At 39.0% G+C, this 25,655-nt stretch carries 21 protein-coding genes; 15 read left to right on the top strand and 6 right to left on the bottom strand.

Annotated features, from left to right (window positions below; translation table 11 throughout):
- Nucleotides 1–3: 3 nt before the first annotated feature.
- The 6 genes from R2S10_RS23820 to R2S10_RS23795 all read left to right on the top strand — a co-directional run bounded on the left by R2S10_RS23820 (nt 4) and on the right by R2S10_RS23795 (nt 6,259).
- Nucleotides 4–744 (top strand): rhomboid family intramembrane serine protease, encoded by a 741-nt coding sequence (locus R2S10_RS23820; RefSeq protein ID WP_316842900.1) that lies wholly within the window; start codon nt 4–6, stop codon nt 742–744.
- Nucleotides 737–1,600, top strand: a complete 864-nt coding sequence (locus R2S10_RS23815; protein WP_316842899.1) for a rhomboid family intramembrane serine protease — start codon at nt 737–739, stop codon at nt 1,598–1,600. The genes R2S10_RS23820 and R2S10_RS23815 overlap by 8 nt, the downstream gene beginning before the upstream one ends.
- Nucleotides 1,600–2,712: an endonuclease/exonuclease/phosphatase family protein gene (locus R2S10_RS23810; RefSeq protein WP_316842898.1), complete on the top strand. Its 1,113-nt coding sequence runs from the start codon at nt 1,600–1,602 to the stop codon at nt 2,710–2,712. The genes R2S10_RS23815 and R2S10_RS23810 overlap by 1 nt, the downstream gene beginning before the upstream one ends.
- Nucleotides 2,713–2,730: 18 nt before the next feature.
- A complete protein-coding gene (cysS, locus tag R2S10_RS23805; protein WP_316842897.1) occupies nt 2,731–4,191 on the top strand; it encodes a cysteine--tRNA ligase in 1,461 nt (486 codons plus the stop codon).
- A gap of 152 nt (nt 4,192–4,343) precedes the next feature.
- Entirely contained in the window at nt 4,344–5,201 is an 858-nt protein-coding gene (locus R2S10_RS23800; RefSeq protein ID WP_316842896.1) for a DUF4440 domain-containing protein, read from the top strand.
- Between the two features lie 170 nt (nt 5,202–5,371).
- Nucleotides 5,372–6,259 (top strand): glycerophosphodiester phosphodiesterase family protein, encoded by an 888-nt coding sequence (locus R2S10_RS23795; protein WP_316842895.1) that lies wholly within the window; start codon nt 5,372–5,374, stop codon nt 6,257–6,259.
- 94 nt (nt 6,260–6,353) lie between these two features.
- On the opposite strand, the gene R2S10_RS23790 is transcribed toward R2S10_RS23795, so the two are convergent.
- The 3 genes from R2S10_RS23790 to R2S10_RS23780 all read right to left on the bottom strand — a co-directional run bounded on the left by R2S10_RS23790 (nt 6,354) and on the right by R2S10_RS23780 (nt 9,296).
- Nucleotides 6,354–7,316: a MoxR family ATPase gene (locus R2S10_RS23790; protein ID WP_316842894.1), complete on the bottom strand. Its 963-nt coding sequence runs from the start codon at nt 7,314–7,316 to the stop codon at nt 6,354–6,356.
- 4 nt (nt 7,317–7,320) lie between these two features.
- Nucleotides 7,321–8,679: a peptidylprolyl isomerase gene (locus tag R2S10_RS23785; RefSeq protein ID WP_316842893.1), complete on the bottom strand. Its 1,359-nt coding sequence runs from the start codon at nt 8,677–8,679 to the stop codon at nt 7,321–7,323.
- Nucleotides 8,680–8,741: 62 nt separating this feature from the next.
- Nucleotides 8,742–9,296 carry a hypothetical protein gene (locus tag R2S10_RS23780; protein ID WP_316842892.1) on the bottom strand — a complete coding sequence of 185 codons (555 nt, stop codon included), beginning with the start codon at nt 9,294–9,296 and terminating at the stop codon, nt 8,742–8,744.
- A 145-nt stretch (nt 9,297–9,441) separates the two neighbouring features.
- Here R2S10_RS23780 and R2S10_RS23775 point away from each other — a divergent pair, with 145 nt between their 5' ends.
- Together R2S10_RS23775 and rdgB are read left to right on the top strand one after the other, a co-directional pair.
- Nucleotides 9,442–10,161 carry a hypothetical protein gene (locus R2S10_RS23775; protein ID WP_316842891.1) on the top strand — a complete coding sequence of 240 codons (720 nt, stop codon included), beginning with the start codon at nt 9,442–9,444 and terminating at the stop codon, nt 10,159–10,161.
- Complete coding sequence (gene rdgB / locus R2S10_RS23770; RefSeq protein ID WP_316842947.1) at nt 10,161–10,736, top strand: RdgB/HAM1 family non-canonical purine NTP pyrophosphatase; 576 nt, start codon at nt 10,161–10,163, stop codon at nt 10,734–10,736. Before R2S10_RS23775 ends, rdgB begins: the two co-directional genes overlap by 1 nt.
- Here the strand turns inward: rdgB and R2S10_RS23765 are convergent.
- A complete protein-coding gene (locus R2S10_RS23765; RefSeq protein ID WP_410479023.1) occupies nt 10,711–13,065 on the bottom strand; it encodes an OstA-like protein in 2,355 nt (784 codons plus the stop codon). The two genes, rdgB and R2S10_RS23765, sit on opposite strands and share 26 nt — an antisense overlap.
- Before the next feature lie 330 nt (nt 13,066–13,395).
- Here R2S10_RS23765 and tilS point away from each other — a divergent pair, with 330 nt between their 5' ends.
- From tilS to bshA, 3 genes are all read left to right on the top strand, one after another.
- On the top strand, nt 13,396–14,772 hold the full coding sequence (gene tilS / locus R2S10_RS23760; RefSeq protein WP_316842889.1) for a tRNA lysidine(34) synthetase TilS: 1,377 nt from the start codon (nt 13,396–13,398) through the stop codon (nt 14,770–14,772).
- Nucleotides 14,773–14,829: 57 nt separating this feature from the next.
- Nucleotides 14,830–15,312, top strand: coding sequence for a hypothetical protein (locus R2S10_RS23755; RefSeq protein ID WP_182957471.1), 483 nt, complete (start codon nt 14,830–14,832; stop codon nt 15,310–15,312).
- A gap of 198 nt (nt 15,313–15,510) precedes the next feature.
- A complete protein-coding gene (gene bshA, locus R2S10_RS23750) occupies nt 15,511–16,683 on the top strand; it encodes an N-acetyl-alpha-D-glucosaminyl L-malate synthase BshA (RefSeq protein ID WP_316842888.1) in 1,173 nt (390 codons plus the stop codon).
- Between the two features lie 97 nt (nt 16,684–16,780).
- Here bshA and R2S10_RS23745 read toward each other — a convergent pair whose 3' ends face one another.
- The gene (locus R2S10_RS23745; protein ID WP_316842887.1) at nt 16,781–17,893 is read right to left on the bottom strand and encodes a lactonase family protein; all 1,113 of its coding nucleotides are present in this window, start codon (nt 17,891–17,893) and stop codon (nt 16,781–16,783) included.
- 99 nt (nt 17,894–17,992) lie between these two features.
- Entirely contained in the window at nt 17,993–19,570 is a 1,578-nt protein-coding gene (locus R2S10_RS23740; RefSeq protein WP_316842886.1) for a pseudouridine synthase, read from the bottom strand.
- Between the two features lie 221 nt (nt 19,571–19,791).
- Between R2S10_RS23740 and R2S10_RS23735 the strand changes: the two genes are divergently transcribed.
- The 4 genes from R2S10_RS23735 (at nt 19,792) to R2S10_RS23720 (ending at nt 25,645) form a co-directional block, all read left to right on the top strand.
- Complete coding sequence (locus tag R2S10_RS23735; protein WP_316842885.1) at nt 19,792–20,601, top strand: lytic transglycosylase domain-containing protein; 810 nt, start codon at nt 19,792–19,794, stop codon at nt 20,599–20,601.
- An 85-nt stretch (nt 20,602–20,686) separates the two neighbouring features.
- Nucleotides 20,687–21,739, top strand: a complete 1,053-nt coding sequence (locus tag R2S10_RS23730) for a ferredoxin--NADP reductase (RefSeq protein WP_316842884.1) — start codon at nt 20,687–20,689, stop codon at nt 21,737–21,739.
- 113 nt (nt 21,740–21,852) lie between these two features.
- The gene (gene uvrA, locus R2S10_RS23725) at nt 21,853–24,696 is read left to right on the top strand and encodes an excinuclease ABC subunit UvrA (RefSeq protein WP_316842883.1); all 2,844 of its coding nucleotides are present in this window, start codon (nt 21,853–21,855) and stop codon (nt 24,694–24,696) included.
- A 10-nt stretch (nt 24,697–24,706) separates the two neighbouring features.
- Nucleotides 24,707–25,645 carry an NAD(P)H-hydrate dehydratase gene (locus R2S10_RS23720; protein WP_316842882.1) on the top strand — a complete coding sequence of 313 codons (939 nt, stop codon included), beginning with the start codon at nt 24,707–24,709 and terminating at the stop codon, nt 25,643–25,645.
- Nucleotides 25,646–25,655 lie beyond the last annotated feature (10 nt).

The following is a 25,655-nucleotide window of genomic DNA, read 5'->3' as shown; positions in this document are numbered from 1 at the left end:
ACGATGAATAATATCCATATCCCACCAGTGGTCAAAAACCTGCTCATTATTAATGCGCTGTTCTTTGCTGCAAAGTTTGTGATGAAAAATGCAGGAATTGACCTGGACTATATGCTAGGCGCTTTTTACTTCGATTCACAGTTTTTTAGAATTTGGCAGCTTATTACCTATATGTTTATGCATGGTGATTTTATGCATATCTTCTTTAATATGTTTGCCCTGTTTATGTTCGGTGGCGTTATTGAAAGTAGATGGGGTACGAAACGCTTTATTAATTTTTACCTTATCACCGGCCTCGGAGCCGTTGCTTTACAGATGGGGGTGCAGGCTTATGAGGTGTACCAGATTACAGGATCTGTAATGCACAATCCAGTGATGGTTGATTTAACAAGAGGTATGGCTCAAGTGGCGGTTCCAGGCATTTCAGCAGAGGCTAGAGATACTCTAATTGGGATTTATGGTTTTCCAATGGTAGGTGCTTCAGGTGCTATTTTCGGACTTCTGGTTGCCTTTGGTATGTTGTATCCAAATACGGAAATGTACATTATGTTCATCCCAATCCCGGTAAAAGCAAAATACATTATTCCTGTCTATATTTTAATGGAGTTATCTTTAGGAGTTGCACGTGTTCCCGGCGATTCTATTGCCCATTATGCACACCTTGGCGGTGCGTTATTAGGTTTTATATTGGTTAAATTATGGAAAGACAAGGACAACAATAGATTTTATCAATATTATGAATAAGTCTTTTTTTGAAGAGCTGAAATACAAAGTATTTCAATCCGGAAACCCGGGTTTTTTTTACATTGGGATCAATGTGCTGATCTTTGTTATCGTAGCATTTCTGGGTATTCCATTCTTTCTGTCGGGCATCGGATCAGTTAACTTTCCAGCCTTTATAAGGGAGTATTTGGGTTATCCAGCCTCCATCGCGAAGTTGCCAACCAGATTTTATACCGCAATTACTTATCAGTTCTTCCATGATGGATTCATGCATTTGTTATTCAATATGCTATGGTTATACTGGATGGGTAAGATTTTCCTTGATTTCTTAAAACCTAGGCAGTTTCATTTTGTATACCTCGGAGGAGGGATTGCTGGTGCAGCAATGTATACTCTGGCCTATAATGTATTCCCGGTTTTTGCAGGAACTGTGGCGGGAGCAACAGTGATCGGATCTTCTGCAGCGGTAATGGCGGTTGTTGTGGCAACGGCAACATTGGTGCCTGATTACAGCATCAGATTGTTGTTGTTGGGGGATGTGAAATTGAAATACCTGGCTATGGCCTATATTGCGATGGAGTTAATTGGTCTGGCTTCGGCTAATGCCGGGGGGAGTTTTACCCATATCGGTGGTGCTTTATTTGGCTTTGCTTACATTACGCTTTTACAAAAGGGGAAGGATTGGAGTAAGCTATTTAAAAGAAAACCTAAATTAAAGGTCGTTCGTAATGAACCGGTAAAGTCCGCAGCTAAGAGTAAACCAAATTCCGTAAATCAACATGAAATTGATACGATCTTGGATAAGATTTCTAAATCAGGATATGATAAATTAAGTAAAGAAGAAAAGGAAACTTTGTTTAAGGCCAGCAAACATTAATGAAGCGATCAAAACCAACATTTTTTGATAAACTGATTCGTTTATGTGCAGTTGCGTTAGCGATTACTTTGGTGTTGGGCTTTCTCGCGGGTAGGTTTGATCCCCGGAAATATCAATTGATTGCATTTTTTGGCCTTGCTTATCCTTTTATTCTTTTCCTGAATTTTTTTATGGTGATTTGGTGGTGCCTACGCCAACGCTGGGTATTTGCCGTCGGTACTATTGCTTTAATTCTAATGGGATGGCAAGCCCTAACTGCCACAGTGGGTGTTTTTGGAGAGACTGATAAAGGACCCAAAGAAGATCCGAAAGCTTTAAGGATGATGACTTACAACGTGCATAGTTTTAAGCCATATGGATTAGAAAATATAGAATCGGTGAAACAGCAAATGCTGGAACTGATCGAAAAGGAAAATCCAGATGTCATTTGTTTTCAAGAGTACTTTACGCGTAGGAAAGGATCATTTGATATTACTGATAGCCTGAAAAGGATTTTGAAAACCAAACACTTTTATTTTGTGCCTTCGAGTCAGAATGATTACGAAGCAACTGGGCTGGCTATCTTTTCCCGCTTTCCGATAAAGGATACCGGAACAATTGCTTTTGGGCCAAATTTTGGCGGCAATGCTAGTATTTATGTGGACATAGAAGTGCATAAAAAGAAACTGCGGGTATACAATATTCATTTACAATCCATTTCTTTTGATAAGCAAGATTACAGTTATATTGATAAGGTAGCGAAAAAGATGAATGCTGAGATTAAACCCTCTAAAAGGATTTTAGTATTACTCAGGAATGCTTTTCTTAAGAGAAGTGAACAAGTAGATATTATGAAGGCTCATATGGCAAAATGTTCCACCCCTTTTCTCATTGCAGGCGACTTTAATGATACACCAGCTTCATATGCTGTTACTCAGTTGACAAAATCTTTACATAATACTTTTCAGGAAGAAGGCACTGGCTTGGGAAGAACCTATAATGGTAAGTTCCCTAATTTTCAAATTGATTATATTGCCACTACAAAGGACATTAAAGTGTTGAATCACCTGGTGATTCCCGCTAAATTGTCAGACCACTTTCCTGTTCGCAGCGATTTAATATTAACACCCTAAAATTTTTACCTTTGCAAGATGAATACAGGCTTACAGCTCTACAATACCCTAACACGTAAAAAAGAACTTTTTGAACCGTTAAATGCACCTCATGTAGGTATGTATGTTTGCGGACCTACTGTTTACAGTGATGTTCACCTGGGCAATTGTCGTACTTTCATCTCTTTTGATTTGATCTTCAGGTATTTGAAATATAGCGGATATAAGGTTCGTTATGTGCGTAATATTACTGATGCCGGCCATTTGGAAGGAGATCGTGATGAAGGGGATGATAAATTTGCAAAAAGAGCTAAGCTCGAGCAATTGGAGCCGATGGAAATTGTACAAAAATATACTTTGGGCTTCCATGATGTATTGAGAATGTTCAATACACTGCCACCAAGCATTGAGCCGACAGCTACGGGACACATTATCGAGCAGATTGAAATGATCAAAGAGATCATGAACAACGGTTATGCGTATGAAGCAAATGGAACGATTTATTTTGATGTAGAAAAATACAGTAAAACTTTTAACTATACTATTCTTACCAATAGAAACCTAGAGGATATGTTGGCAAATACCAGGGAACTGGGTGGTCAGGATGAAAAACGCGGTAGATTAGATTTTGCGCTTTGGATTAAAGCTAAGCCAGAGACATTGATGCGCTGGACTTCTCCATGGGGTGAAGGTTTTCCGGGATGGCATATTGAATGTTCTGCAATGAGTGCAAAATATCTCGGTGCTGAATTCGATATTCACGGAGGAGGAATGGATCTTGCAGCAACGCACCATACCAATGAAATTGCGCAATCAGAAGCCTGCAGTCATAAACAACCTGCAAAATATTGGATGCATACCAATATGCTTACTGTAAATGGAACCAGGATGTCTAAAAGCGCTGGAAACGGGTTTTTACCAGAACAATTGTTTACTGGCGATCACGAATTATTGGAAAAGGGATTCAGTCCGATGACAGTGAAATTCTTTATGTTACAGGCACATTACCGCAGTACCCTTGACTTTTCAAATGAGGCTTTAGATGCTTCAGAGAAAGGATTCAGAAGGCTAATGAACGCGTTGAGCTTATTGGATAAATTAGTACCTGTTGAAAGTAGTGATTTCGAAATTGATCCGATTATTGACAATTGCGTAAAAGCAATGAATGATGATTTCAATAGCCCTGTTGTGATTGCTGAGTTGTTTGAAGCCAGTAGGATTATCAATACCATTCATGATGGTAAAGGCAAGATTTCCAGCTTAGAGTTAGATAAGCTAAAGCAATTGATGCAGGATTTTGTTTATGATATTTTTGGGTTAAAAGATGAGGAGACTTCTAATTTGGCATTGAATTCAGTGTTAGATATGGTGATTGATTTACGAAAGACCGCAAAAGAGAATAAAGATTACGCAACTTCTGATAAAATCCGATTGGGACTTCAAAGTATGGGAATCCAGTTGAAAGATAGTAAGGAAGGAACAACCTGGAATAAAGCCTAACAATGTTTAATTGTTAATTACTTTTAGCATTCAAAATTCTCAGAACTATTATATTCGTGTCAAATCAATTCTTAGTAATAATATTTTATTAAATCTATTTGCATTAAATAGATCAATGCCAAACAAATTAAGTATTCAAAATATTTTAAATCATGATCAATAAATTCCTTTATACTATAGTAGCCCTTTCTATGACTGTTGGTGCTTATGCACAAAAGTCGGACGGAACCACTAAATCTCTTGTTAAAGCAGAAAAAGAATTTGCCGAAAGCCTGGCAAAACATGGTGCCAAAAATGCTTTCACTACCTTTTCGGCCAATGATGCTTTGGTATTCAGACCAAATCCGGTAAATGCAAAAACCTATTATGCTACTCAAGGGGAGACCAAAGATTTGAGCTGGACGCCAAGCTATGCAAGACTAGCCAAAAGTGGCGATTGGGGTTTCACAACGGGATCTTTTACAGATAATGGAGTGGAAAAAGCATACGGACAATACCTGTCGGTATGGAAAGCCAAAGATGGCAAATGGGAATTAGCATTAGATTTAGGTATTACACATAATAAGCCCTTGAAAAAGGCAGAAGATTTATTCATAGAACCTAAAGAATTCTATAAACCTAAATTTGCTACAGATAAACAAAGAGCTGCAGGAACAGACATTATCGTAACTACAGAAAAGACATTAAATACTACTTTAAAATCTTACGGGATGGCCGCTTTTGCCGGTTTCTTAAATCCTGATGCCAGAGTATTGTTTCCTGGATACGAGCCAATCATTGGGAAAGATAAGGCAATTGCATTCTACAATGGAATGGTAAAAAATATGACACTTAAAACCACTAAAGCTGATAAAGCATTAGGTGGCGATTTGGCTTATACTTATGGTATTGCAACGATTGATTATAAAGCTGATCTAAGAGAAAGTTTTAACTACGTATTTATTTATGAACGTCAGGCGGATCATAACTGGAACTTGATTATGCAGGTTTTCACACCAGCTGAACGTTAATCAGAACTGATATTAGTGATGGAAAAGGGTTTTTTAAAAGTTTAATTTAAAGGCCCTTTTTTTATGCCTTGGATTTTAATCATTTGTTTTGATGCTGATCCTATATAAAGATCCTGCTTTATCTGCGTTAAGGATGATAAATAACATTAAATAATGAATAACCACAATTAATGAAGAAACATATACTAATTCTTGCGGCAATGTTGATTGCCGGTCAAAGTCAGGCTCAGAAATTTGATTTGCAGGGCCAGAGAGGCGCTAGAGGCATTATGCCAGAAAACACTATCCCAGGAATGATTAAAGCCTTAGAGCTGGGTGTAAATACCTTAGTGATGAATGTGGTCATTTCAAAAGATAAACAAGTAGTTCTTTCTCAGGAACCCTATTTTAATGCAGAAATCAGCTTAAAACCGGATGGCAAGGCGATTAGCTTGAAAGATCAAAAGAAATACAATATCTACAAAATGAATTATGATGACATAAAGAAGTTTGATGTAGGAAGTAAAGTTCACAGCCGTTTCCCTGGTCAGCAAAAATTTAGTGTTTATAAGCCTTTATTGATAGAAACAATAGATTCTGTTGAGGCATATGTAAAATCGAACAGATTACCTAAACCAAGTTATAGCATTGAAACGAAATTGATCCCTAAAGGAGATGGAGAGTTTCAACCTGAACCAGCCGAGTTTGTAGACCTGATGATGGAGATCGTTAAAAGCAAAAAATTAGAAAAAAGAGTAACGATTCAGTCATTCGATATTCGGACACTTCAATATCTTCATGAACATTATCCAAAGATAAAAACAGGTTTGTTGATTGATGAAAAAGAAGATTTTGAGAATAATATTCAGGAATTAGGTTTTAAGCCTACAGTTTATAGCCCATATTCTGTACTAGTGGGTAAAAGTCTGGTAGATCGTTGTCATGAAGCAGGGATCAAAATTATTCCCTGGACGATAAATTCGACCAAGGAAATGAAGTATTTGATTGGCCTTGGTGTGGATGGACTGGTAACTGATTATCCAAATCTGTTTAAAGTAGAAATGCTGAAAGGAGAATAAAAATAGCTTATAAAAAGAGCGGCCTTGTAAATGTTCAAGGTCGCTCTTTTTATATCGATGCTATCTGTGAGCAGATATGAAGTTTTTCTTTAATTTAAAACAAGTTTTTAATGATTTGCTCCATAGAAAGTCCTTCGGCTTCTGCGCGGTAATTCCGTACAATCCGGTGACGCAGTATGGCTGATGCTACCGCTTGGACATCTTCAATGTCCGGCGAATATTTTCCGGAAATCGCTGCATGACATTTGGCGCCAATTACAAGGAATTGAGAGGCTCTTGGCCCTGCACCCCAGCTGATATACTTGTTAACCTCTTCTGTAGCGTGTGCGGTATGTGGACGGGTTTTACTAGCCAGTTTAACAGCATATTCTATTACATTGTCTGCTATAGGAATATTTCTTACCAATTTTTGGAAATATTGAATCTGTTGTGCGTTGATAATCTTTTTCAACTGAACGTTCTGGTTGCTCGTCGTATTCTTAACAATTGTCAATTCTTCTTCAAAAGAAGGATAGCCTAAATGCACATGAAACATGAAACGATCGAGCTGTGCTTCAGGAAGTGGGTAGGTTCCTTCTTGTTCAATTGGATTTTGTGTTGCCAATACAAAGAAAGGATTTGGTAAAATATGTCTTTGTCCGGCAGCAGTAACCGCCTTTTCCTGCATGGCTTCTAATAAGGCAGCCTGAGTTTTAGGTGGTGTTCTGTTAATTTCATCTGCAAGAATAATATTCGAGAATATTGGTCCATGGATGAACTTAAAGTTGCGGTCTTCTCCAAGGATTTCTGCACCAATGATGTCACTAGGCATTAAGTCTGGAGTGAACTGGATCCTATTGAAATTAAGATCCAGTACATTTGAAACGGTTTGAACCAACAGGGTTTTTGCCAGGCCGGGAACTCCAACCAACAAGCAATGACCATTGCTGAAAATAGAGATTAAAACTGATTTTACGACTTCATCCTGACCAATAACCACCTTGCCAATCTCGGCTTTAATGTCTTTGTATAACTGATGTAAGGCGTCTACCGCTTTAATATCATTTTCAAACTGCATAGATTTATTTCTTAGAGGTTTGAGCCCAGATTTTTAACTCATCACATTGGTCATAGTCTTCACCAATTCTAATGTAAGTATTTTCTCTTCTTTTTTCGAACCACTCACTTAAGGTACGGTCAACTTTAGCCTGCTGCGCTCTTTCTTTGAATTTTGCATAATCTTGCTCCAGGTTTCCTTTGTGAGGTGGGATTTTAGATTTTAAATACAATAATTTATAACCTTCTTTACCATCTTGACCGGTGAAAAGTACAGGTTTCGAAATGTCACCAACTTTCATCGTATCTACTACTAGGAAGACTTTAGGATCAAGTTTATCTGCAGGTATAAACGTAGTTCTTGCAGTCACGTTATCTGCATAAAGGATCATTCCACCGTTGTATTGTGACTCTTTATTATCTGAGTAAAGAGAAGCGGCTGTAGCAAAAGTGATTTTTTTGTCAACCAGGTTGTTATAGATACTATCTGCCTGAAGTTTTACACGTTCTAGACTCGCAGGAGTAATTTGTGGACGAATTAAAATGTGACGCGCCTGAACCTGCTCACCACGACGCTCAATCACTTGTAAAATATGGAAACCATGTTCTGTTTCAAAAACTGGAGAAACTTCACCAGCTTTCAATTTGAATGCCCATGCAGTGAATTCTTTCACCATTCTTGTACGGTCGAAGAAGCCTAGATCACCACCATCAGGTGCTGAACCTGGATCTTCAGAGTATGATTTTGCAAGGAATGCAAAGTCTTCACCACTCTTAACCCTTAATCTTAGTGCATCAATTTTATCATAGAATTTTTGTTTCTCTGCTTTAGTTAGCTTTGGATGAAGTACAATCTCTCCAACCTCAAATTCAGTAGGAATATCAGGTAAGCTGTCTTTTTTATAAGAATCAAAGTATTTTTTAACCTCAAGAGGAGTGATGCTTACATCTTTCGTGATGTGTTGTTGCATATTGTCAGAAATCAATTGCTCTTTGATATCTGGTCTGATTTCATCTTTGTATTGCAGAACCGAACGGTTTAAGAATTGCTCTAGACGCTCTTCTCCACCGGCACGTTGGATTTGCATACGCATTCTTTTTTCGACTTCGTTATCCACCTGATTTTCATCTACCGTAATTGAATCGATTTCCGCCTGTTGTTTCAGCAATTTTTGCGCTAACATTTGTTGTAAAATGTAGCATTTTACCTTTTCATCGGCTGGGTTTCCAGAATTCAGGTATTGCGCATATTGCTGGTTTAGATCAGATAATAAAATGATATTATTCCCTAATACTGCAACAACTTTATCTATATTTTTCTTTTGCGCTTGTGTGTTTATAAACAAACAGATCAATCCGCCTGCAATCACTAAAAATTTCTTCATTCTATGTACGTTCAATTATAATCTTTTGCAAATTTAACATTAATATTTTTGAGGCGTTATTCTTATAATTTCGCCAGTTTTCTCAATTCCGCTTCATTTACTTTTACTTGATATCGTTCTCTAAGTTTGGAAACCCATTCTTTTTCCAACGCCCGTTGATAATCCGCGATCACTAATCCTTTTTGCTCTTCGAAAGAACCATCCCCATAGAGCGATTGGTTCCTTTCATAAAAGTTGCGGAGTTGATGTGCATCATTTTGAGCTTTATCCCAAACTTTTATCTCAGATACATTAAACATGAGTACGGCATTTTTGTACTCATTGATTACCATGGAATAAGTCGCTTTTGGAATGGATGTTCTTTTATGGGCGAGAGCGGTTTCATAATCTTTTATTTCTGAAAGATAGGCCGTATCTCTGTCAAATCCCATTTCTATAGCATCCAGTACTTTAAGTTTGAAATCCAGGTAGAGGTTTAAATAGTCTTCCAGTTCTTTAAATGCACCATTTGCAGTTCCGGTATGGGTTTTCTTATAAACCCACATAAATTCTTTACTACTTACAGCTTTCCCATTAATACTGGCTACATTTTGTGCAAATGCGCCTGCAAAGGTCATACTGAAGAAGATAATGCAACAAGTTTTTCTCACGAAAGATATATGCTATATATATTTTAAGGCATAAAAGTAATAAATAAAGGCACTATAATAAGATATTTAACTAATTTTAACAGAAAAAAGATTTCCATCAAAATCAGGATTAATGGGTAGCGAACTAACAACGAACGGAGAGGCTTTACGTTTATTTTTTACAGATGATATTTATTTGATTAAGGGGGAGGAAGGGTTTTCAACTGAGGAAGTATTGAGGTCTGTTGTTCAGGAGGTTGAGTTGGTTTCTGCAGTGGTTTCAGGGGAAGCAATTGTTCCCGATTCTATTCAGGAAGTGGTTCCAGTGATGGCAACTACACCATCCATTGATAAGAAGAAGACGCTGTCTGGTGTTTCTTCATCTCCGGCTACTCCGGCAAGTACAGTTATTCCACAACTTACTACTACTCCTGTTCAGATCCCTGCGATTGAGAAAACAGCAGCTTTACCTTTTAAATTTCTTGGAAAAAATAAAAAGAAGATTCTTATTCTGGTAAATGATGCGGAGCATGAAGTAAGTGATGAGTTGGGGAGGGAGTTGTTGCGGAAAATCGTAAAATCAATCAACCTCTCGGCTAATGATTTTGCCTTATTAAATTACGCTAATTACCCTCAAACGAGTTTTACTGCGTTGCAGCAATATTTCTCGAGTGTTCTGGTTTTCGCATTCGGTGTATCACCCTCGGCATTGCAGCTGTCAGCACAATCGGAAAATAAGATTGTAATGGAGGGAGATGTTCGCTTAATTTTTACTGCGGAATTGAGGAAGCTGGAACAAGATCCTGTTGGAAAGAAAGAATTATGGGGAAGCCTTAAACAATTGGGATTATGATCACTGAATTAGTATTTGCTACAAATAACAAACATAAAACAGAGGAGGTTGGCAATTTATTGCTTGGCCAATATAAAGTATTGAATTTAACGGATATCGGTTGTACGGTTGATATTCCAGAAACGGGTAGCACATTTGCTGAAAATGCAACTTTAAAAAGCAGCTATGTAGTGGAGAACTATCAATTGGATTGCTTTGCAGACGACAGTGGGCTGGAGATTGAAGCATTAAATCAGGAGCCAGGAATTTACTCTGCCAGGTATTCTGGTATTAAGGATGACGCTACAAACCTTAAGCTCGTACTTCAAAAAATGGAAGGCCAACAAAATAGAAAAGCCCGTTTCAGAACGGTTGTTTCTTTGTTTAAAAACCATAAGAACTACCTTTTTGAAGGTGTCATTAATGGGCAGATTGGGGAGAGGCCAATAGGAAATCAGGGTTTTGGTTATGACCCTATTTTTGTTCCTGATGGCTATGGAGAAAGTTTCGCACAGATGAGCATGGAGCAAAAGAATGAAATCAGTCACCGGGCAATAGCCATGCGCAAACTTATTGCTTTTTTAAAGGAGCAATAGGCTTAACTATCGGAGAAACTAGAGCGGCTTTAATTGGGGCCGCTTTTTTTTGGACTTCTTTTTTTATGGTATCTATTTGTGTGCTATCTAGTTTTATAGGTGAATTTTTTAACGATCGTACCGATTTTAGGCTGTCAGTTGAAGGAATAGCGACCCCTTTGACCATTTTCTTTATTGACTTTTCAGGTGATTCAGTTTCTGAAATTGATTTCCCATCAACCTCTGAAACAGCATCCACATTTTCTTCCTTCTTTTTAGGAGGCAGTTTTGGGCCTTTAGGTCCTGGAGGTTTCTTTGCACCAGGTTTCAATTTCGGTTTACCATTGATGACTTCCTTCTTAGACAAAGGTCTTAGTTCGGGTTTCCAGATAAAACCTGTTAGTAATATATCCTCTTTAAGTTCTTTAATTGGCGTTCTTACTCCTTCAGTATCTTTAATTGTAATGATCTCACTGATCTCTTTATTCTTGAAAATGATCTTTATCCGGCTACTTACCGTTTGGTTCATCTCCGTGTATATACTATCTTTTTCTCTATTGAAATAAATACTTTCGGCATTTCCATCCACAAACATCCTATTGAGCGAGCCATTAAGGAAGAAACCGGTAATCTGTTTCCCTTTTATCTGATTAAAGCGTGCAGAATCTAGGTTGACGTTCACCATAAATGCGTTACTAAGTACCTGTGAAGTGTTCAGCTGTTTGTCTTTTAACTTTAGATAAATGGTGTCGCCGGTTTGCTGTGAGCCTTCTGCCCATAGAATTGGTTTTCCATACCAGCGTAGCGTAGAATCGGAGCTGGTATAAAACAACGAATCTGCTCTGGCTTGCATATTAGATTTGTACACCTTCACATTGTGATAAGCTTTAATGATTCTTGTGGTCACCGTGTCAGCTGGATTAAAAGGAATAGAATCCTTAGCCATTACTTTATTTACGGCTTTTATCGCTGGATTTTTATTTCCTGCGGTTGTTTTATTTCCAGTTGGTGTGGCTGTTTTGTTTTTCGCTGTCTTTTTCTCCGTATTCAGTTTAGCGATTTCAGTGCCTTTAACTGTTTTTAGAGAATCTTTTGGGGCAGTTTTGACGATTTCAGGCTGTATTACCTCTACAGCTTTTAATACGGTTAGTATAGTAGTGTCTGCCAGGACTGTTTTTATTGCAGTCTTTTTTATAGGAATCTCCTTCTTTCTGATGGGGACAGTATCATTTTTCAAGGGTGTAGTCCCTTTAGAGAGCGAATCCTGAGTAATCGTTATTTTTGTCTTACTAGAATCTGCTGCGGGTACTGGGAGTGCTGTAACTGGGGTTTTATCTTTCTTCTTTGCATCTTTTTTAGCAGTAGTAGCAGTAATTGCAGGTTTTTGAGCGCCAATTTTTTCCTCTTTCTCTTCTTCTGCTTCGCCCATTTCATTGTCTTTTTTAAGGACAGGAGAGGGGATCAGTTTTAGTGATTTAAGGAGCACCATCTGAGTTTCCAAGGTGTCGGCACCCACCCAGAGCGTATCTGGGCGGAGCTTTTTGTTTACCATTATGGAATCGGTAGTTCCGAGGCCAACGTATGGGTTTTTTGTGACTACAGTACGTTGATCTATTTTGTAATAATAACCCAATTGCCCATACATCACGGTTTTATCTACCGTATCTCTAAAAACAATATTCCTTACTGCCTTACCATATCCGGCAATACCGTCGTAGTATAAACTATCTCCTTTTAGTGATTTTGAATTAGTGGTATACAGGTTTTTCTTGCCAAAATAAGCATACTGAGTTTTGGTATTATAAGCGCCATTCTCGGTGTAAAGGTTGTCGTCCTTACCTTTTATATTAGTAGGACCATAGAAATATGTCCAGTTGGTTAAGGTATTATATCTTAGTGTATCTGATTTAATGGTAGTTTCTGGGGTCACGACGACTACGTCGTAGCGAAAATAGGCATCACGACTGTTGGAAAAATAATATCCGTTTTTACTGGTCAGGGTAACATCTTTACTTACAATTTTACCGCCGGTAACATAGGTGCCTACTTTACTACCCAGGTTATAATCCAGGATATTAGTGGTTAGAATCGACTCTTTGTCGATCATTTTTACATTGCTGGTCAGGTGTGCATTTTTCGTATTCCCATCATAAGTTAATCGGTCAGAATAGATATTGATGGTATCTGCCTGGTTGATATGTACATTATCAAAGGCATCGAACACATTTCTGGATTCATAGAAAATGGCGCTATCACAAGTCAATGTAGCATTGTCTTGTTGGAATACCGGGTTTCTAAGATAAGTGGTATTGGTATTCTTTTCTACCCTCGCTCGTTTCGAGCTTTTCAATATGATTTTAGTCTTCTGCTGAGCAAGTAGAGAAAACGATAGAAGGAATAAAATAAAAAAAATAGATAGTTTCTGCACGTTACAAAGTTAGTTTTTTGCTTACCATTTTCATCAGAATAAATTTAGTTCAATTTCTCTATTTTGCTTTTGTGGAGTTGCATTGATAAAAATGGGATTATGCTGTAAAGTTTTATAAGCTAAACGTATAAAATGGCCTTATTGCTATAGGTTTAAAATTAAAGCCATTTCATCGGTCTTTGATTTGGGTAAAATAGGAGGATCAGTTGTTGCTGATAAGGATTGCTCGGAAAAAATAGATATTTTTGAAGGATGCTACCTGTTCATAATTTTAAAGCTTATATCCAGCAAAATATCCTTTTCTCTAGTAATGATCAGATCCTTCTGGCTGTTAGTGGGGGAAGAGATTCGGTTTTAATGGCTCACCTATTCAAATTGGCGGGTTATAACTTCGGAATCGCACATTGCAATTTTAACCTAAGGGGGGAGGAATCAGTTCGGGATGAACATTTCGTGAAGATGTTGGCTGCTACTTTAGAGGTACCGGCGTATATAAAGCATTTTCAAACGAAAACTTATGCCAGCAGTCATAAAATCTCTATCCAGATGGCAGCAAGAGATTTGCGTTACCAATGGTTTGAAGAGTTAAGTAAGGCGGAAGGCTACGTTTATATTGCCCTGGCTCAACATCAGGACGATGCCATAGAAACTGTACTCTTAAATCTTACCCGTGGTACTGGCATTGCCGGCTTACATGGCATCTTACCAAAAAGGGGCAAGTTGATTAGACCCTTGTTGTTTTTAACCCGCACAGAAATCAATGATTTGATCGATTCAGAAAACATTGATTATGTAGAAGACAGCTCTAATCTTAGTGTAAACTACGCAAGGAATAAAATCAGGTTAAAGGTAATTCCTCAATTAAAAGAGATCAATTCAAGTTTAGAGCTTACTTTTCAACATAATATCCAGCGCTTCGCGGATACCGAGCAGGTGTTGCAGCAAGTGGTATCGGAATTGCGCAACTCTTTGTTTAGGACGGAACATGATGGCTTATACTTGTCAATTGAGCAGGTGAAAAACTTGAATCCTCAGAAATTACTGATGTTTGAGTTGCTAAAACCTTATCATTTTTCTGAGGCTGTCATTGCAGATCTGATCCAGGGTTTAGATAAACAAAGTGGATTGTCTTTTTTCAGCAGCAGTCATCAGCTTACTTTAAACAGAGAAGAACTGATTATAAGTCCACTGAAAGATGAAGAGAGGGGGCAACATTTACTTTGGCATGCAGCAGAAGATAAAATAGAAACACCAAATGGGATTATCAACACTTTAAGAATGAGCAAAGCAGAATTTGATAAAGATTACCAGATTGCGAAAGACTCAAACCAAGCGTATCTCGATACCGATCAACTGATCTATCCCTTAATTTTAAGAAGCAGGCAGCCGGGAGATCGGTTTAAGCCATTTGGGATGAAACATTTCAAAAAGCTCAGTGATTTTTTTATTGATGAAAAAGTTCCGGTGACCAGAAAAGATGCGGTACCAATTTTGCTGAACGGAAATGGAGAGGTGATTTGGGTAGTCGGAATGCGTCAGGACAATCGGTATAAGATCAGCTCAGCAACGAAAAATATAACAATATTGACCTTTGTAACGCCATATATTACAAATTCTAAACAATCTTAATTCGCTTGTTTTGCTATGCAAAGGAAAAAACAAGTAACTTTATTGAAAATTATATAGATGGGGAACCGATACGCTTTTTTGGAGAAACAATATATAGGCCGCGATTATATCCGAATCTGTATTCGTTTGGTAATGGCTGCATTTTGTTTTGCGGCTTATGTTTATGAACGTGACCGCGACAATACCCAGGACTTATTTTTGGTAGTAGGTTTCGGGATCATTGCTGTCTCCATTATTTTGCTTTTCATGATACAATATAAAACAATCATTGAGGATAAAAAGATCCTGATAGACGGATTGTGGTCTGCCAGAAAAGTAGAAATCGACTTGAACACCATTAAGAGCGTAAGAAAAGACACCTATAGCAATTACCTGTTCAATAACCCTGTTTATAACCTGCACCGAAAGGGAAGTGTACGCTTCTATTCTTCTGGAAAAGATGCTGTTGTACTAACTGATCGTGATGGTTTCGAATACTTCATTGGCACCCAACGCCCAAACGAGATGTACCTGGTTATTAAAGACCAGATGAAATCTTAAATAATTGCATTTGTTTAACACAAAGCTCAGTTTAAGTATTGTTCTTTGCATTTGTAAAAACAAAAGAAATCAAACCGTTTTTCTGGATTGGTGTTGTCTTTACAGCACGGTAAACAAGCAAGCTGTGTCGGTTTTAAATCCTACAGCTTAAATCGTGTATTTGAGATAAGAATATCACAAAAAAACAAATTCGCTAGAATGAAAATAGGTATTGTTTGTTACCCAACTTTTGGAGGTAGTGGTGTAGTCGCTACTGAATTAGGTAAAGCGCTCGCTGATGAAGGACATCAGGTACATTTTATTACTTATAGTCAGCCTGCACGCCTCGACTTTTTCTCTGCCAACTTATTCTATCATGAAGTTTCTGTAAGGGATTATCCCTTGTTTGACTATGCACCTTATGAATCAGCACTGGCGAGTAAGCTCGTAGATGTAGTTCGTTTTGAACAATTGGATATTCTCCATGTTCATTACGCCATTCCACATGCTTCCGCTGCATTTATGGCCAAACAGATTCTGGAAACTTATGGAATAAACATTCCTTTTGTGACCACTTTGCACGGGACAGATATTACACTTGTGGGGAAAGACCCTACTTATAAGCCAGTGGTTACCTTCTCTATCAATAAATCTGATGGGGTAACTACCGTATCACAAAACCTGAAAGAAGATACAGAGGCACATTTTGAGATCACGAATGAGATCAAAGTGATCCCGAATTTTATAGATTTCAATCGCTTTAGCTTAAAGCCAAAAGATCACTTTAAAAAGGCAATTGCACCAAATAATGAGCGCATCTTAATCCATACGTCTAACTTTAGAAAAGTGAAGCGTACCCAGGATGTGATCAAAACGTTTGAAAAGATTCAGAAAAAGATCCCTTCTAAATTATTAATGGTGGGTGATGGTCCTGAGCGTGTTTATTGTGAACAATTGTGCAGAGACCTGGGGATTTGCGAGCATGTACGTTTTCTTGGGAAACAAGATGCGATAGAAGAAATCCTTTCTGTATCTGATTTATTCCTGATGCCTTCAGAGTCTGAAAGTTTTGGATTGGCAGCATTGGAAGCAATGGCTTGTAAGGTGCCTGCGATCACTTCTAACGCAGGTGGACTTCCTGAGTTGAATGTGAATGGCTTTTGTGGTTTTATGAGCAACGTAGGCGATGTAGAGGATATGGCTGCTAAAGGGATCCAGATTCTGGAAAATGATGAGATATTACAACAGTTTAAGGAAAATGCCTTTATTAGAGCGCAGGACTTCGACCTGAAGAAAATCCTTCCAATATATGTAGCTTATTACCGCCAGATTATTGAAGAAGCAAAAATTAACAACCCTGTTAAAGTAGTCTTAAAAGCAGCTACGAAATAAATTACTCTTGTAATTTCAAACTTAAAAAAGAAAGGCCTTCGGATATTCCGAAGGCCTTTCTTTTTTAACACCTTTTGATCTTATAGCCAGTTGTTGATTATTTAACTGGAGCAAAGATTAAGCAAACCGGAGCGCCTACTTCAATTCTTTTACCGGTATCAGTTAATGCACCCGTTTCGACATTACGTTCAAAAATAACAATGTTATTGGTGTATTGGTGTGCTACTAATAAGTATTTTCCGCTTGGATCAATGGCGAAGTTTCTCGGGCCTTTCCCTAAAGTAGGGACATAACCTCTTACGCTAAGTAAGCCACCCTTTTCAATAGCAAAAATGGTGATCTTATTTTCGGAGCCTCTGTTACTTGCATATAGAAATTTACCATCAGGAGAAAGGTGAATATCGGCAGCTCCATTTTCTCCTTTGAAACCATCTTCTGTGATTTTAGTCTCCTGAATTTCGGTCAGATTACCATCGCTGTAACTGAACACGGTGATTCCACCATCGATTTCATGAATCAGGTAAGCATATTTACCATCTTTACTGAAAACAAGATGTCTGGGGCCAGCTCCAGGGTTAATTGCAACACTATCTTTAATACTTAGTACTTTATTTCCACCATTTGGATTGTATGCATACGTATACACCTTATCCGTACCCAGGTCGTTCACGACTACATATTTGTGATCAGGACTAAACTGTACCATATGTACGTGAGAACTTCCCTGACGGTCTTTATCAACACTTCTTCCACTATGTTTCACAAGTTGCTTAATAGGGGATAACGCAGCATTCTTTTCAATGCCAAATACGGAGATGCTACCGCCTGAATAATTTGCGGTAATCACGTTCTTTTGATCGGCAATAATAAAACAAGGATCTGCGCCATTGGTAGGCTGTTTGTTTATTAAAGTCAATTTTCCGGATGGGGCGTCAAAAGTAAAGGCAGTTACTGCGCTGGTTCCTGAAGTTTCATTGACTGCATAAATAGTTTTATTTCCATCACCCAGAGCCAGGTAACTTGGGTTTTCTACATTTTTAATGACGCTTTTTGCTTTAAAAGCAGAGGTGTTGGCATCGAAGTCGTAGACATAAATCCCCTCACTTTTCCCTGTATTGGTATATGTACCTACAATTAAATTATAATCTTTTTTTTGAGCGCAGCTTTGTAGTGCCAGCATAATGATTGGGAAAAATAAGAGTTTCTTCATGAGGGCTAATTTATTTAAAATTATCTTAAAAAAACAAAAGCCTGTTCCTTATGGTTAAGGGACAGGCTAATGATGTTTTATTGGATCTTTTTAAGGAGATTACTTGATCAGATGTTTGATCTGAATCAATTCATGCTCTTCTAAATATCTCCATCTTCCACGTGGAAGGTCTTTTTTAGTCAGGTTACCGTAAACTACACGGTCAAGTTTCACGACATCATAACCTAAGTGTTCAAATATTCTTCTTACGATTCTATTTTTACCACTATGGATCTGGATACCGATTTCTTTTTTAGAACCACCAGCTACATAAGAGATATTATCAGGTTTGATCAAACCATCTTCCAATTCTAAACCGAACTGAATTTTGTTGAAATCACCTTGACTTAAAGTCTTACTTAATTCTACATGGTAGATTTTTGTGATGCCATTTCTTGGGTGAGATAACTTATCAGCAAGATCGCCATCATTGGTCATCAACAATAAACCTGTAGTGTTACGGTCTAATCTTCCTACCGGATAAATACGTTCTCTGCTTGCTTTCTCTACCAATTGCATTACGGTACGGCGTTCCTGAGGATCATCAGTAGTCGTAATATAATCTTTAGGCTTGTTTAACAACACGTAAATTTTCTTTTCGCGTTTCAACAATTCACCGTTATAACGGATTTCATCTTTCGCAGGGTCAATTTTATGACCAAGTTCAGAAATTGCTTCTCCATTTACTGATACCACACCAGCAGCAATCAGCTCATCCGCTTTACGACGGGAGCAAATGCCTGAATTGGCGATGTATCTGTTCAAACGAATTAAGCCGTCATCTTTAACGATAGGTGCTTTTCTACTACGCATAGTAGTATTGCCACCTTCTGCGCGATCAGGACGTGCATCACGAGGTTTGAAATCTCTTGAACCGCCTTCGTCTTCTCTTTTTCTAAAAGGTCTGCTGTCAGTACTTCTTGAAGTACCACCTTTATTATCATCAAATTTCCTGAAAGGTTGATCCCCTTTTCCGAAATGGTCTTTCTTTATATAACTACGGGTTTTGTCAGAAGGAGGTACATCTCTTGAGCTTCCTGCACTATGAGGTTTGAAATCTCTTGAACCGCCTTCACGAGGTTTGAAATCTCTTGAACCGCCTTCACGAGGTTTGAAATCTCTTGAACCACCTTCACGTGGTTTGAAATCTCTTGAACCACCTTCTCTAGGTTTGAAATCTCTTGAACCACCTTCACGAGGTTTGAAATCTCTTGAACCGCCTTCACGAGGTTTGAAATCTCTTGAACCACCTTCTCTAGGTTTGAAATCTCTTGATCCACCTTCACGTGGTTTGAAATCTCTTGAACCACCTTCACGTGGTTTGAAATCTCTTGAACCACCTTCACGTGGTTTGAAATCTCTTGAACCACCTTCTCTAGGTTTGAAATCCCTTGAACCACCTTCACGTGGTTTGAAATCCCTTGATCCACCTTCTCTAGGTTTATAGTCTCTAGAACCGCCTTCTCTTGGGTTAAAATCTCTCGGGCCACCAAACTTTTTATCTTTCCCCTCTTTGTCGTCAAACTTGCTTTTGCCTTTATAGGAGGAATCTCCTCCGCTACGGCTTTGGCCTGTTGAACTTCTGTTTCCCGGTTTGGACTTGTCATCCCGACTGTTCCTGTTGTTGTCTTTCATCATGATACGCTATTATTCCGCATAATTTATGCGGGTGCAAATTTAGTAAAAATCGAGCAATTTATTGCTAATATTTTGCGAAGTTGTAAGAGTTGTAAAAAATCGCTGTCTATGGGTGTTTAAACGTGGATTTTGGAGACACTTTCTGTAAAAGGTTGATAATTAAGATAATATACGTTATCTTTGCAAACGTTTTAAAATTGTTAACCAAAAAAAGGAGGAAAATGATAAAGAAACACATAATAACATTAACGGTAATAATTACATTACTGGTAATCGCAAAAGTGTTTGCTTACAACATGCCCCAAGCAGCAGAAAGTCTTTTAAAAGAAGAAAAAACAACAAAAAATACGGATACATTAGTATCAGAGATCGAAGAGCCAGCTCAAACAATGGCTGATCTAAAATTTGCAGAGGAAGGACTACCATTAGGGGATGCCATTGTGGAGCGGAAAATGGAAAGAGCCCTTGCTAAATTTAGTTACAGTAATCTACAAACCAACCGTTTGCATAATAAAGCAGCAGAATGGTTTCCTGTAATAGAACCAATACTTGCCGCCTACGGCATTCCTGAAGACTTTAAGTATATGCCTTTAGTGGAATCAGGATTAAAGTCGGGCGTATCTCCAAAAGGAGCAGCAGGATTCTGGCAGTTTATGCCGGCTACTGCACGCAGTTATGGTTTGAGAGTTAATTCGAAAGTAGACGAGCGAAACAACTTACGCAAGTCAACAATCGCTGCCGCCAAATACATCAAAGAACTCTACGGAATTTTTGACAATTGGGCACTCGTTGCAGCGGCCTATAATGTTGGTGACAACCACATGAGGAAGCAGATTAACAGGCAAAAACAAGACAATTATTTCAAGATGAAACTGAACAGCGAAACGGCTAGTTACGTTTACAAATTGATTTCCATGAAACAGATCATGGAATATCCGGATCAATACGGTTATAAAGCGCCAAGAGCCTTTATTGCTTACAATGCGGAGAAAGCTGCAAGCGAAGCTGATAAAGCAGAGCGAGCAGAGTAATAAAAGAATAAAACACACACAAAGGGGGGAGCCGGAATTTATTCCGGCTTTTTGTTTTCTCGGAAAATCACTATTTTACTGCCCTATGAAACTGTTAAAATTGCGCATTACCGGAATGACCTATAGTCCGGGCGAAACACTGCTCATCAGTTTTGAGCCAATTGCAGCGCCGAAACCGAGCTATCTGGCCGGACAATTCTTAACGCTTGTATTTGAGGTAAATGGAAAAGAATTGAGGAGGTCATATTCCCTTTGCAGTTCTCCGGATCTGGATGAACCCTTAGTTATTGCGATCAAAAGAGTAGAAAATGGAGAAATTTCGAGGCTCTTACATCATAAAACTGCCATAGGTGATGTGCTTACCGCATTAGAACCGAATGGACAATTCAGCTATCTTCCGCAGGAAGAGATCAAAAGAACGGTATTTTTATTCGCAGCAGGAGTGGGGATCACGCCATTATTCTCGATATTAAAGACGGCATTGACTGTTGAAAAACATACCAAAGTCATTTTAGCATACAGCAACAAATCTGCTGAAGGCAGTTTATTCTATGAGGAACTCAATGAATGGCAGCAAAAGTATCCGGATCGTTTAAAAATCATTTACTTGTTCAGCACCGCTAAAAATCTGATGATGGCCCGATTAAACGGCCAGCTTATCGAGCGTATTGTTGCTGAAAACAATGAATTTGAAAAAGAAGACACCTTACTTTATACCTGTGGTCCGGTAGATTACATGGATGTCTGTAGAATTACCTTATTAAATCTGGGTTTCCAGCAGGCGCAAATCAAAAGAGAAACTTTTGTGCTACCTGAAGATGAGGCTGATGAAGACGATACTACAGAAAAGATCGTAAAAGATACCAATACCTATTCTGTGATCCTCAATTTCAAAGGAGAAATAAAGGAAATCATGGTTCCTTACCACCAGAGTATTTTGGATGCGGCTTTAGAACAGGGCATCAACCTCCCATATAGTTGTCATGCGGGCATTTGTAGCACCTGTACTGCCAATTGCATCAAAGGGCAGGTAAGAATGGATTATAATGAAGTTTTAATGGACAACGAGATTGAAGCAGGAAGAGTGCTAGTCTGTACCGGACACCCGACTGAAAACGGGACTACATTAGTTTGGTAATTATGATCAGCCCTATGGCTTTAAGCTTTTCTTTTGATAAAATTTTTAGCATTTTTGTGGCTGAAAATTTGTTGTCTTAAATATATAGATATCAGTATTGTTTTAATAAAAATATGAGCAAAAATACCGTTGACCTGGGCGAGCAAAAGGATGTAGAAGTATATGGTGCCAGGGTACATAACCTTAAAAATATAGACATCTCCTTTCCCCGAAACAAGCTGGTAGTGATTACCGGATTGAGTGGAAGCGGAAAGTCCTCTTTGGCATTTGATACCATTTATGCGGAGGGACAGCGTAGGTACATGGAAACTTTCAGCGCGTATTCCCGCCAGTTTATGGGTGGAATGGAGCGTCCTGATGTGGATAAAGTATCAGGATTAAGTCCGGTGATTGCCATTGAGCAAAAAACAACCAGCAAAAACCCAAGATCTACCGTTGGTACCATTACAGAAATCTACGATTTCATGCGTTTATTGTATGCCCGTACGGCGGATGCTTTCTCTTACAATACCGGGGAGAAAATGGAACGCATGAGCGAAGATCAGATCCTTGGAAACATCTATAAGAAATTCGCAGGTATGCCGGTGAATATCCTTGCACCCGTAGTAAAGGGACGTAAAGGACACTATAGAGAATTATTCGAGCAAATTCGCAAACAAGGATATATTAAAGTGCGCATAGATGGAGAAATCCAGGATATGAGCCCTAAAATGCAGGTGGATCGTTATAAGATCCATGATATTGAGGTGGTTATAGACCGTCTGATTATCGATAAGGAAGACCAGAAAAGACTTCAGGATTCTCTTCAAACTGCAATGAAGATGGGAAAAGGCATCATTAAAATCAGCGATAAGGACAATAATGTCTCTCATTTTAGTCGCTTTCTGATGTGCCCAACCACGGGGATTTCTTATGATGAGCCACAGCCTAACAGTTTCTCTTTTAACTCTCCTTACGGAGCTTGCGAAAGTTGCGACGGTCTAGGTTACATTTTCGTGATTGATAAAGAATCGGTGATGCCGAATCCTAAGCTGAGCATCATGAACGGCGGTTTAGCACCATTAGGCGAATACCGCGACATCTGGGTATTCCAGGTATTGAAAGCATTGGCTAAAAAATATAGCTTCTCTTTATCTACGCCGCTTGAAAAACTTACTGAAGAACAAATTGGGATCATTCTGGACGGTTCTCATGAATTATTAAGCGTAGCTGTAGAGTATAACAAATGGAATGTTCAGAACTACCAGATCACCTTTGATGGGATCATTAAGCTGTTAGAAGAACAACAAGAGAAAAAAGGCGAAGGTGCAATTGATGATATGGAGACCTTCCGTAAACTGAAAACCTGCCCGGTTTGTAATGGTGCAAGGTTAAAGAAGGAAAGTTTGCACTTTAAAATTGACGGAAAAAACATCTTTGAGCTGGCAGAAATGGATATCAACAGCTTAAAAGCCTGGTATGTGGACTTGGAAAGCCGTTTGTCTGAGCGTCAAAATACGATTGCTAAAGAGATTCTTAAAGAAATCAGGACCAGATTGGGCTTCCTGACAGATGTAGGCTTGAATTACCTTTCTCTGGACCGTACGGCACGTACTCTATCCGGTGGAGAGGCGCAAAGGATCCGTTTGGCGACACAAATCGGCTCTCAGCTGATGAATGTGATGTATATTCTGGATGAGCCAAGTATCGGTTTGCATCAGCGCGACAATGAGCGATTGATCGGTGCCTTGAAAAATTTAAGAGACCTTGGGAATACCGTATTGGTGGTAGAACACGACAAAGACATGATTCTGGAAGCAGATCACGTAATTGATGTTGGACCTGCAGCGGGAGTTCGCGGCGGTGAAATCGTAGCACAGGGTACTCCCGCGGAGATTCTAAAATCGGATACCTTAACCGCAGCTTATCTGAACGGTAAAAAAGGGATTGAAGTCCCTAAAAAACGCAGAAAAGGAACTGGACATAAATTATCTATCATTAAAGCTAGCGGACATAATTTAAAAGACGTATCAGTAGACTTCCCACTGGGTAAATTTATTGCCGTAACTGGTGTATCCGGAAGTGGGAAATCCAGTCTGATTACCGAAACCTTATATCCGATCTTAAACCATCATTTTTTTAGGGCTAAGAAACATCCTTTGCCTTACGAAAAAATCAGTGGCATCAAAGAAATAGATAAAGTAATTGAAATCGATCAGGCACCTATCGGGCGTACGCCAAGATCTAATCCTTCCACCTATACAGGCGTTTTTTCTGACATCAGGAACTTGTTTGTACAATTGCCGGAAGCAAAGATCAGAGGCTATAAACCTGGTCGTTTCTCCTTCAATGTAAAAGGAGGAAGGTGTGAAACTTGTCAGGGGGGAGGAATGAAAGTCATAGAAATGAACTTCCTTCCGGATGTACAGGTGCCTTGTGAAGAATGCGGAGGAAAAAGATACAACAGAGAAACACTGGAAGTGCGTTACCGCAGTAAGTCCATCAGCGATGTACTTGACATGAGTATCGAAGAAGCTTGTGATTTCTTTGAGAACATGCCAGTGATCTACAGAAAGATCAAAACCCTTAAAGATGTAGGTTTAGGATATATCACTTTAGGTCAGTCTTCTACCACGCTTTCCGGTGGAGAAGCCCAAAGGGTAAAACTGGCTACTGAACTTTCTAAAAAAGATACGGGAAAAACATTTTATATTCTGGATGAGCCTACTACTGGCTTACATTTTGAGGATATTAATGTACTCCTTGGGGTGTTGAATGAACTGGTAGAAAAAGGAAATACCGTACTGGTCATAGAGCATAACCTGGACGTCGTAAAAGTAGCGGATTGGGTGATCGATTTAGGAGAAGAAGGTGGTATTGGCGGTGGTCGGATCATCTTTGAAGGAACTCCTGAAGGATTGGTACAAAACCCGATTAGTTTAACCGGTAAATTTTTGAAGAAAGAAATGGGTTTATAAAATCTATCCTATGTCAGTTTTCTTAAATGCCTATTTACCCGATACAGATCCATCGAGTAAAGAACAGGTAGTTGATTCTGGATTAAAAAAACAAAGTGCAGAAGCGAGTGCTTCTCCATATAAATTAGTTGAACTGGCCGATATACGCGGTATGGTAAAGCCCAGAGTGGCTTTTTCTCATAAGGGAACTTATGGCCATGCCCTGCTCATTGCCGGCGAAGAAAAGACCATGGGCGCTGCGTTGCTGTGTGCTAAGGGCTGTTTATACGCAGGAGTTGGATTGCTGAGCCTTTCTATTCCTGCGCAGGGCTTAATGGCGCTAAATAGCACTTTGCCAGAGGCAATGTACCTGGAGCGCTCCAGTTTGCTTAGATCAAGAACATTAGATAACTACGATGCGATTGCTATCGGACCGGGCATTGGCCGGATGTTAGATAGCATTACCATTATGGCGGGGATTTTCGCATTGAAACAACCGGTGGTGATCGATGCGGATGCTTTAGCCATATTAGGAGGCCATCCGGATCTATTCCATCTTTTGCCTAAAGATTCCATACTTAGTCCACATGTAAAAGAATTTGACCAGCTTTTTGGTCCCCATGAAAACTGGTGGGATCGCTTGCAAACTGCCAGAATGGAGGCTAAAAAGAGAGGAATAGTGATCCTGCTTAAAAATCAATATACTTTCATAATCGATCATGAAGGGGATGTGTCTATCAATCAAACGGGCAATCCGGCGATGGCGCAGGGAGGAATGGGGGATGTGTTAACGGGCATACTGACTGCTTATCTGGCGCAAGGATATAGCGCTAAAGCTGCGGCCTTACTGGCTTGCTATTTCCATGGCAAGTCCGGTGACGAGCTGAGCAGTACGCATTTCAATGTAACAGCCTCACAGGTAGCGATGCAAGTTCCAATTACTGTAAAAAGCATATTTGATAATAGATAAGGGAAAGTGC

Origin of the sequence: Pedobacter gandavensis, from assembly GCF_032678745.1 — a bacterium.
GTDB lineage: Bacteria > Bacteroidota > Bacteroidia > Sphingobacteriales > Sphingobacteriaceae > Pedobacter > Pedobacter gandavensis_C.
The sequence above is the reverse complement of the archived record's forward strand: the minus strand, read 5'-3'. Positions and strand labels throughout refer to the sequence as shown.

What these genes read in the sequence shown, in the direction of transcription:
- R2S10_RS23820 (WP_316842900.1), top strand. Translation starts at nt 4, where the DNA reads ATGAATAATATCCATATCCCACCAGTGGTCAAAAACCTGCTCATTATT.
- R2S10_RS23815 (WP_316842899.1), top strand. Translation starts at nt 737, where the DNA reads ATGAATAAGTCTTTTTTTGAAGAGCTGAAATACAAAGTATTTCAATCC.
- R2S10_RS23810 (WP_316842898.1), top strand. Translation starts at nt 1,600, where the DNA reads ATGAAGCGATCAAAACCAACATTTTTTGATAAACTGATTCGTTTATGT.
- cysS (WP_316842897.1), top strand. Translation starts at nt 2,731, where the DNA reads ATGAATACAGGCTTACAGCTCTACAATACCCTAACACGTAAAAAAGAA.
- R2S10_RS23800 (WP_316842896.1), top strand. Translation starts at nt 4,344, where the DNA reads ATGATCAATAAATTCCTTTATACTATAGTAGCCCTTTCTATGACTGTT.
- R2S10_RS23795 (WP_316842895.1), top strand. Translation starts at nt 5,372, where the DNA reads ATGAAGAAACATATACTAATTCTTGCGGCAATGTTGATTGCCGGTCAA.
- R2S10_RS23790 (WP_316842894.1), bottom strand. Translation starts at nt 7,316, where the DNA reads ATGCAGTTTGAAAATGATATTAAAGCGGTAGACGCCTTACATCAGTTA.
- R2S10_RS23785 (WP_316842893.1), bottom strand. Translation starts at nt 8,679, where the DNA reads ATGAAGAAATTTTTAGTGATTGCAGGCGGATTGATCTGTTTGTTTATA.
- R2S10_RS23780 (WP_316842892.1), bottom strand. Translation starts at nt 9,296, where the DNA reads ATGACCTTTGCAGGCGCATTTGCACAAAATGTAGCCAGTATTAATGGG.
- R2S10_RS23775 (WP_316842891.1), top strand. Translation starts at nt 9,442, where the DNA reads ATGGGTAGCGAACTAACAACGAACGGAGAGGCTTTACGTTTATTTTTT.
- tilS (WP_316842889.1), top strand. Translation starts at nt 13,396, where the DNA reads ATGCTACCTGTTCATAATTTTAAAGCTTATATCCAGCAAAATATCCTT.
- R2S10_RS23755 (WP_182957471.1), top strand. Translation starts at nt 14,830, where the DNA reads ATGGGGAACCGATACGCTTTTTTGGAGAAACAATATATAGGCCGCGAT.
- bshA (WP_316842888.1), top strand. Translation starts at nt 15,511, where the DNA reads ATGAAAATAGGTATTGTTTGTTACCCAACTTTTGGAGGTAGTGGTGTA.
- R2S10_RS23745 (WP_316842887.1), bottom strand. Translation starts at nt 17,893, where the DNA reads ATGAAGAAACTCTTATTTTTCCCAATCATTATGCTGGCACTACAAAGC.
- R2S10_RS23740 (WP_316842886.1), bottom strand. Translation starts at nt 19,570, where the DNA reads ATGATGAAAGACAACAACAGGAACAGTCGGGATGACAAGTCCAAACCG.
- R2S10_RS23735 (WP_316842885.1), top strand. Translation starts at nt 19,792, where the DNA reads ATGATAAAGAAACACATAATAACATTAACGGTAATAATTACATTACTG.
- R2S10_RS23730 (WP_316842884.1), top strand. Translation starts at nt 20,687, where the DNA reads ATGAAACTGTTAAAATTGCGCATTACCGGAATGACCTATAGTCCGGGC.
- uvrA (WP_316842883.1), top strand. Translation starts at nt 21,853, where the DNA reads ATGAGCAAAAATACCGTTGACCTGGGCGAGCAAAAGGATGTAGAAGTA.
- R2S10_RS23720 (WP_316842882.1), top strand. Translation starts at nt 24,707, where the DNA reads ATGTCAGTTTTCTTAAATGCCTATTTACCCGATACAGATCCATCGAGT.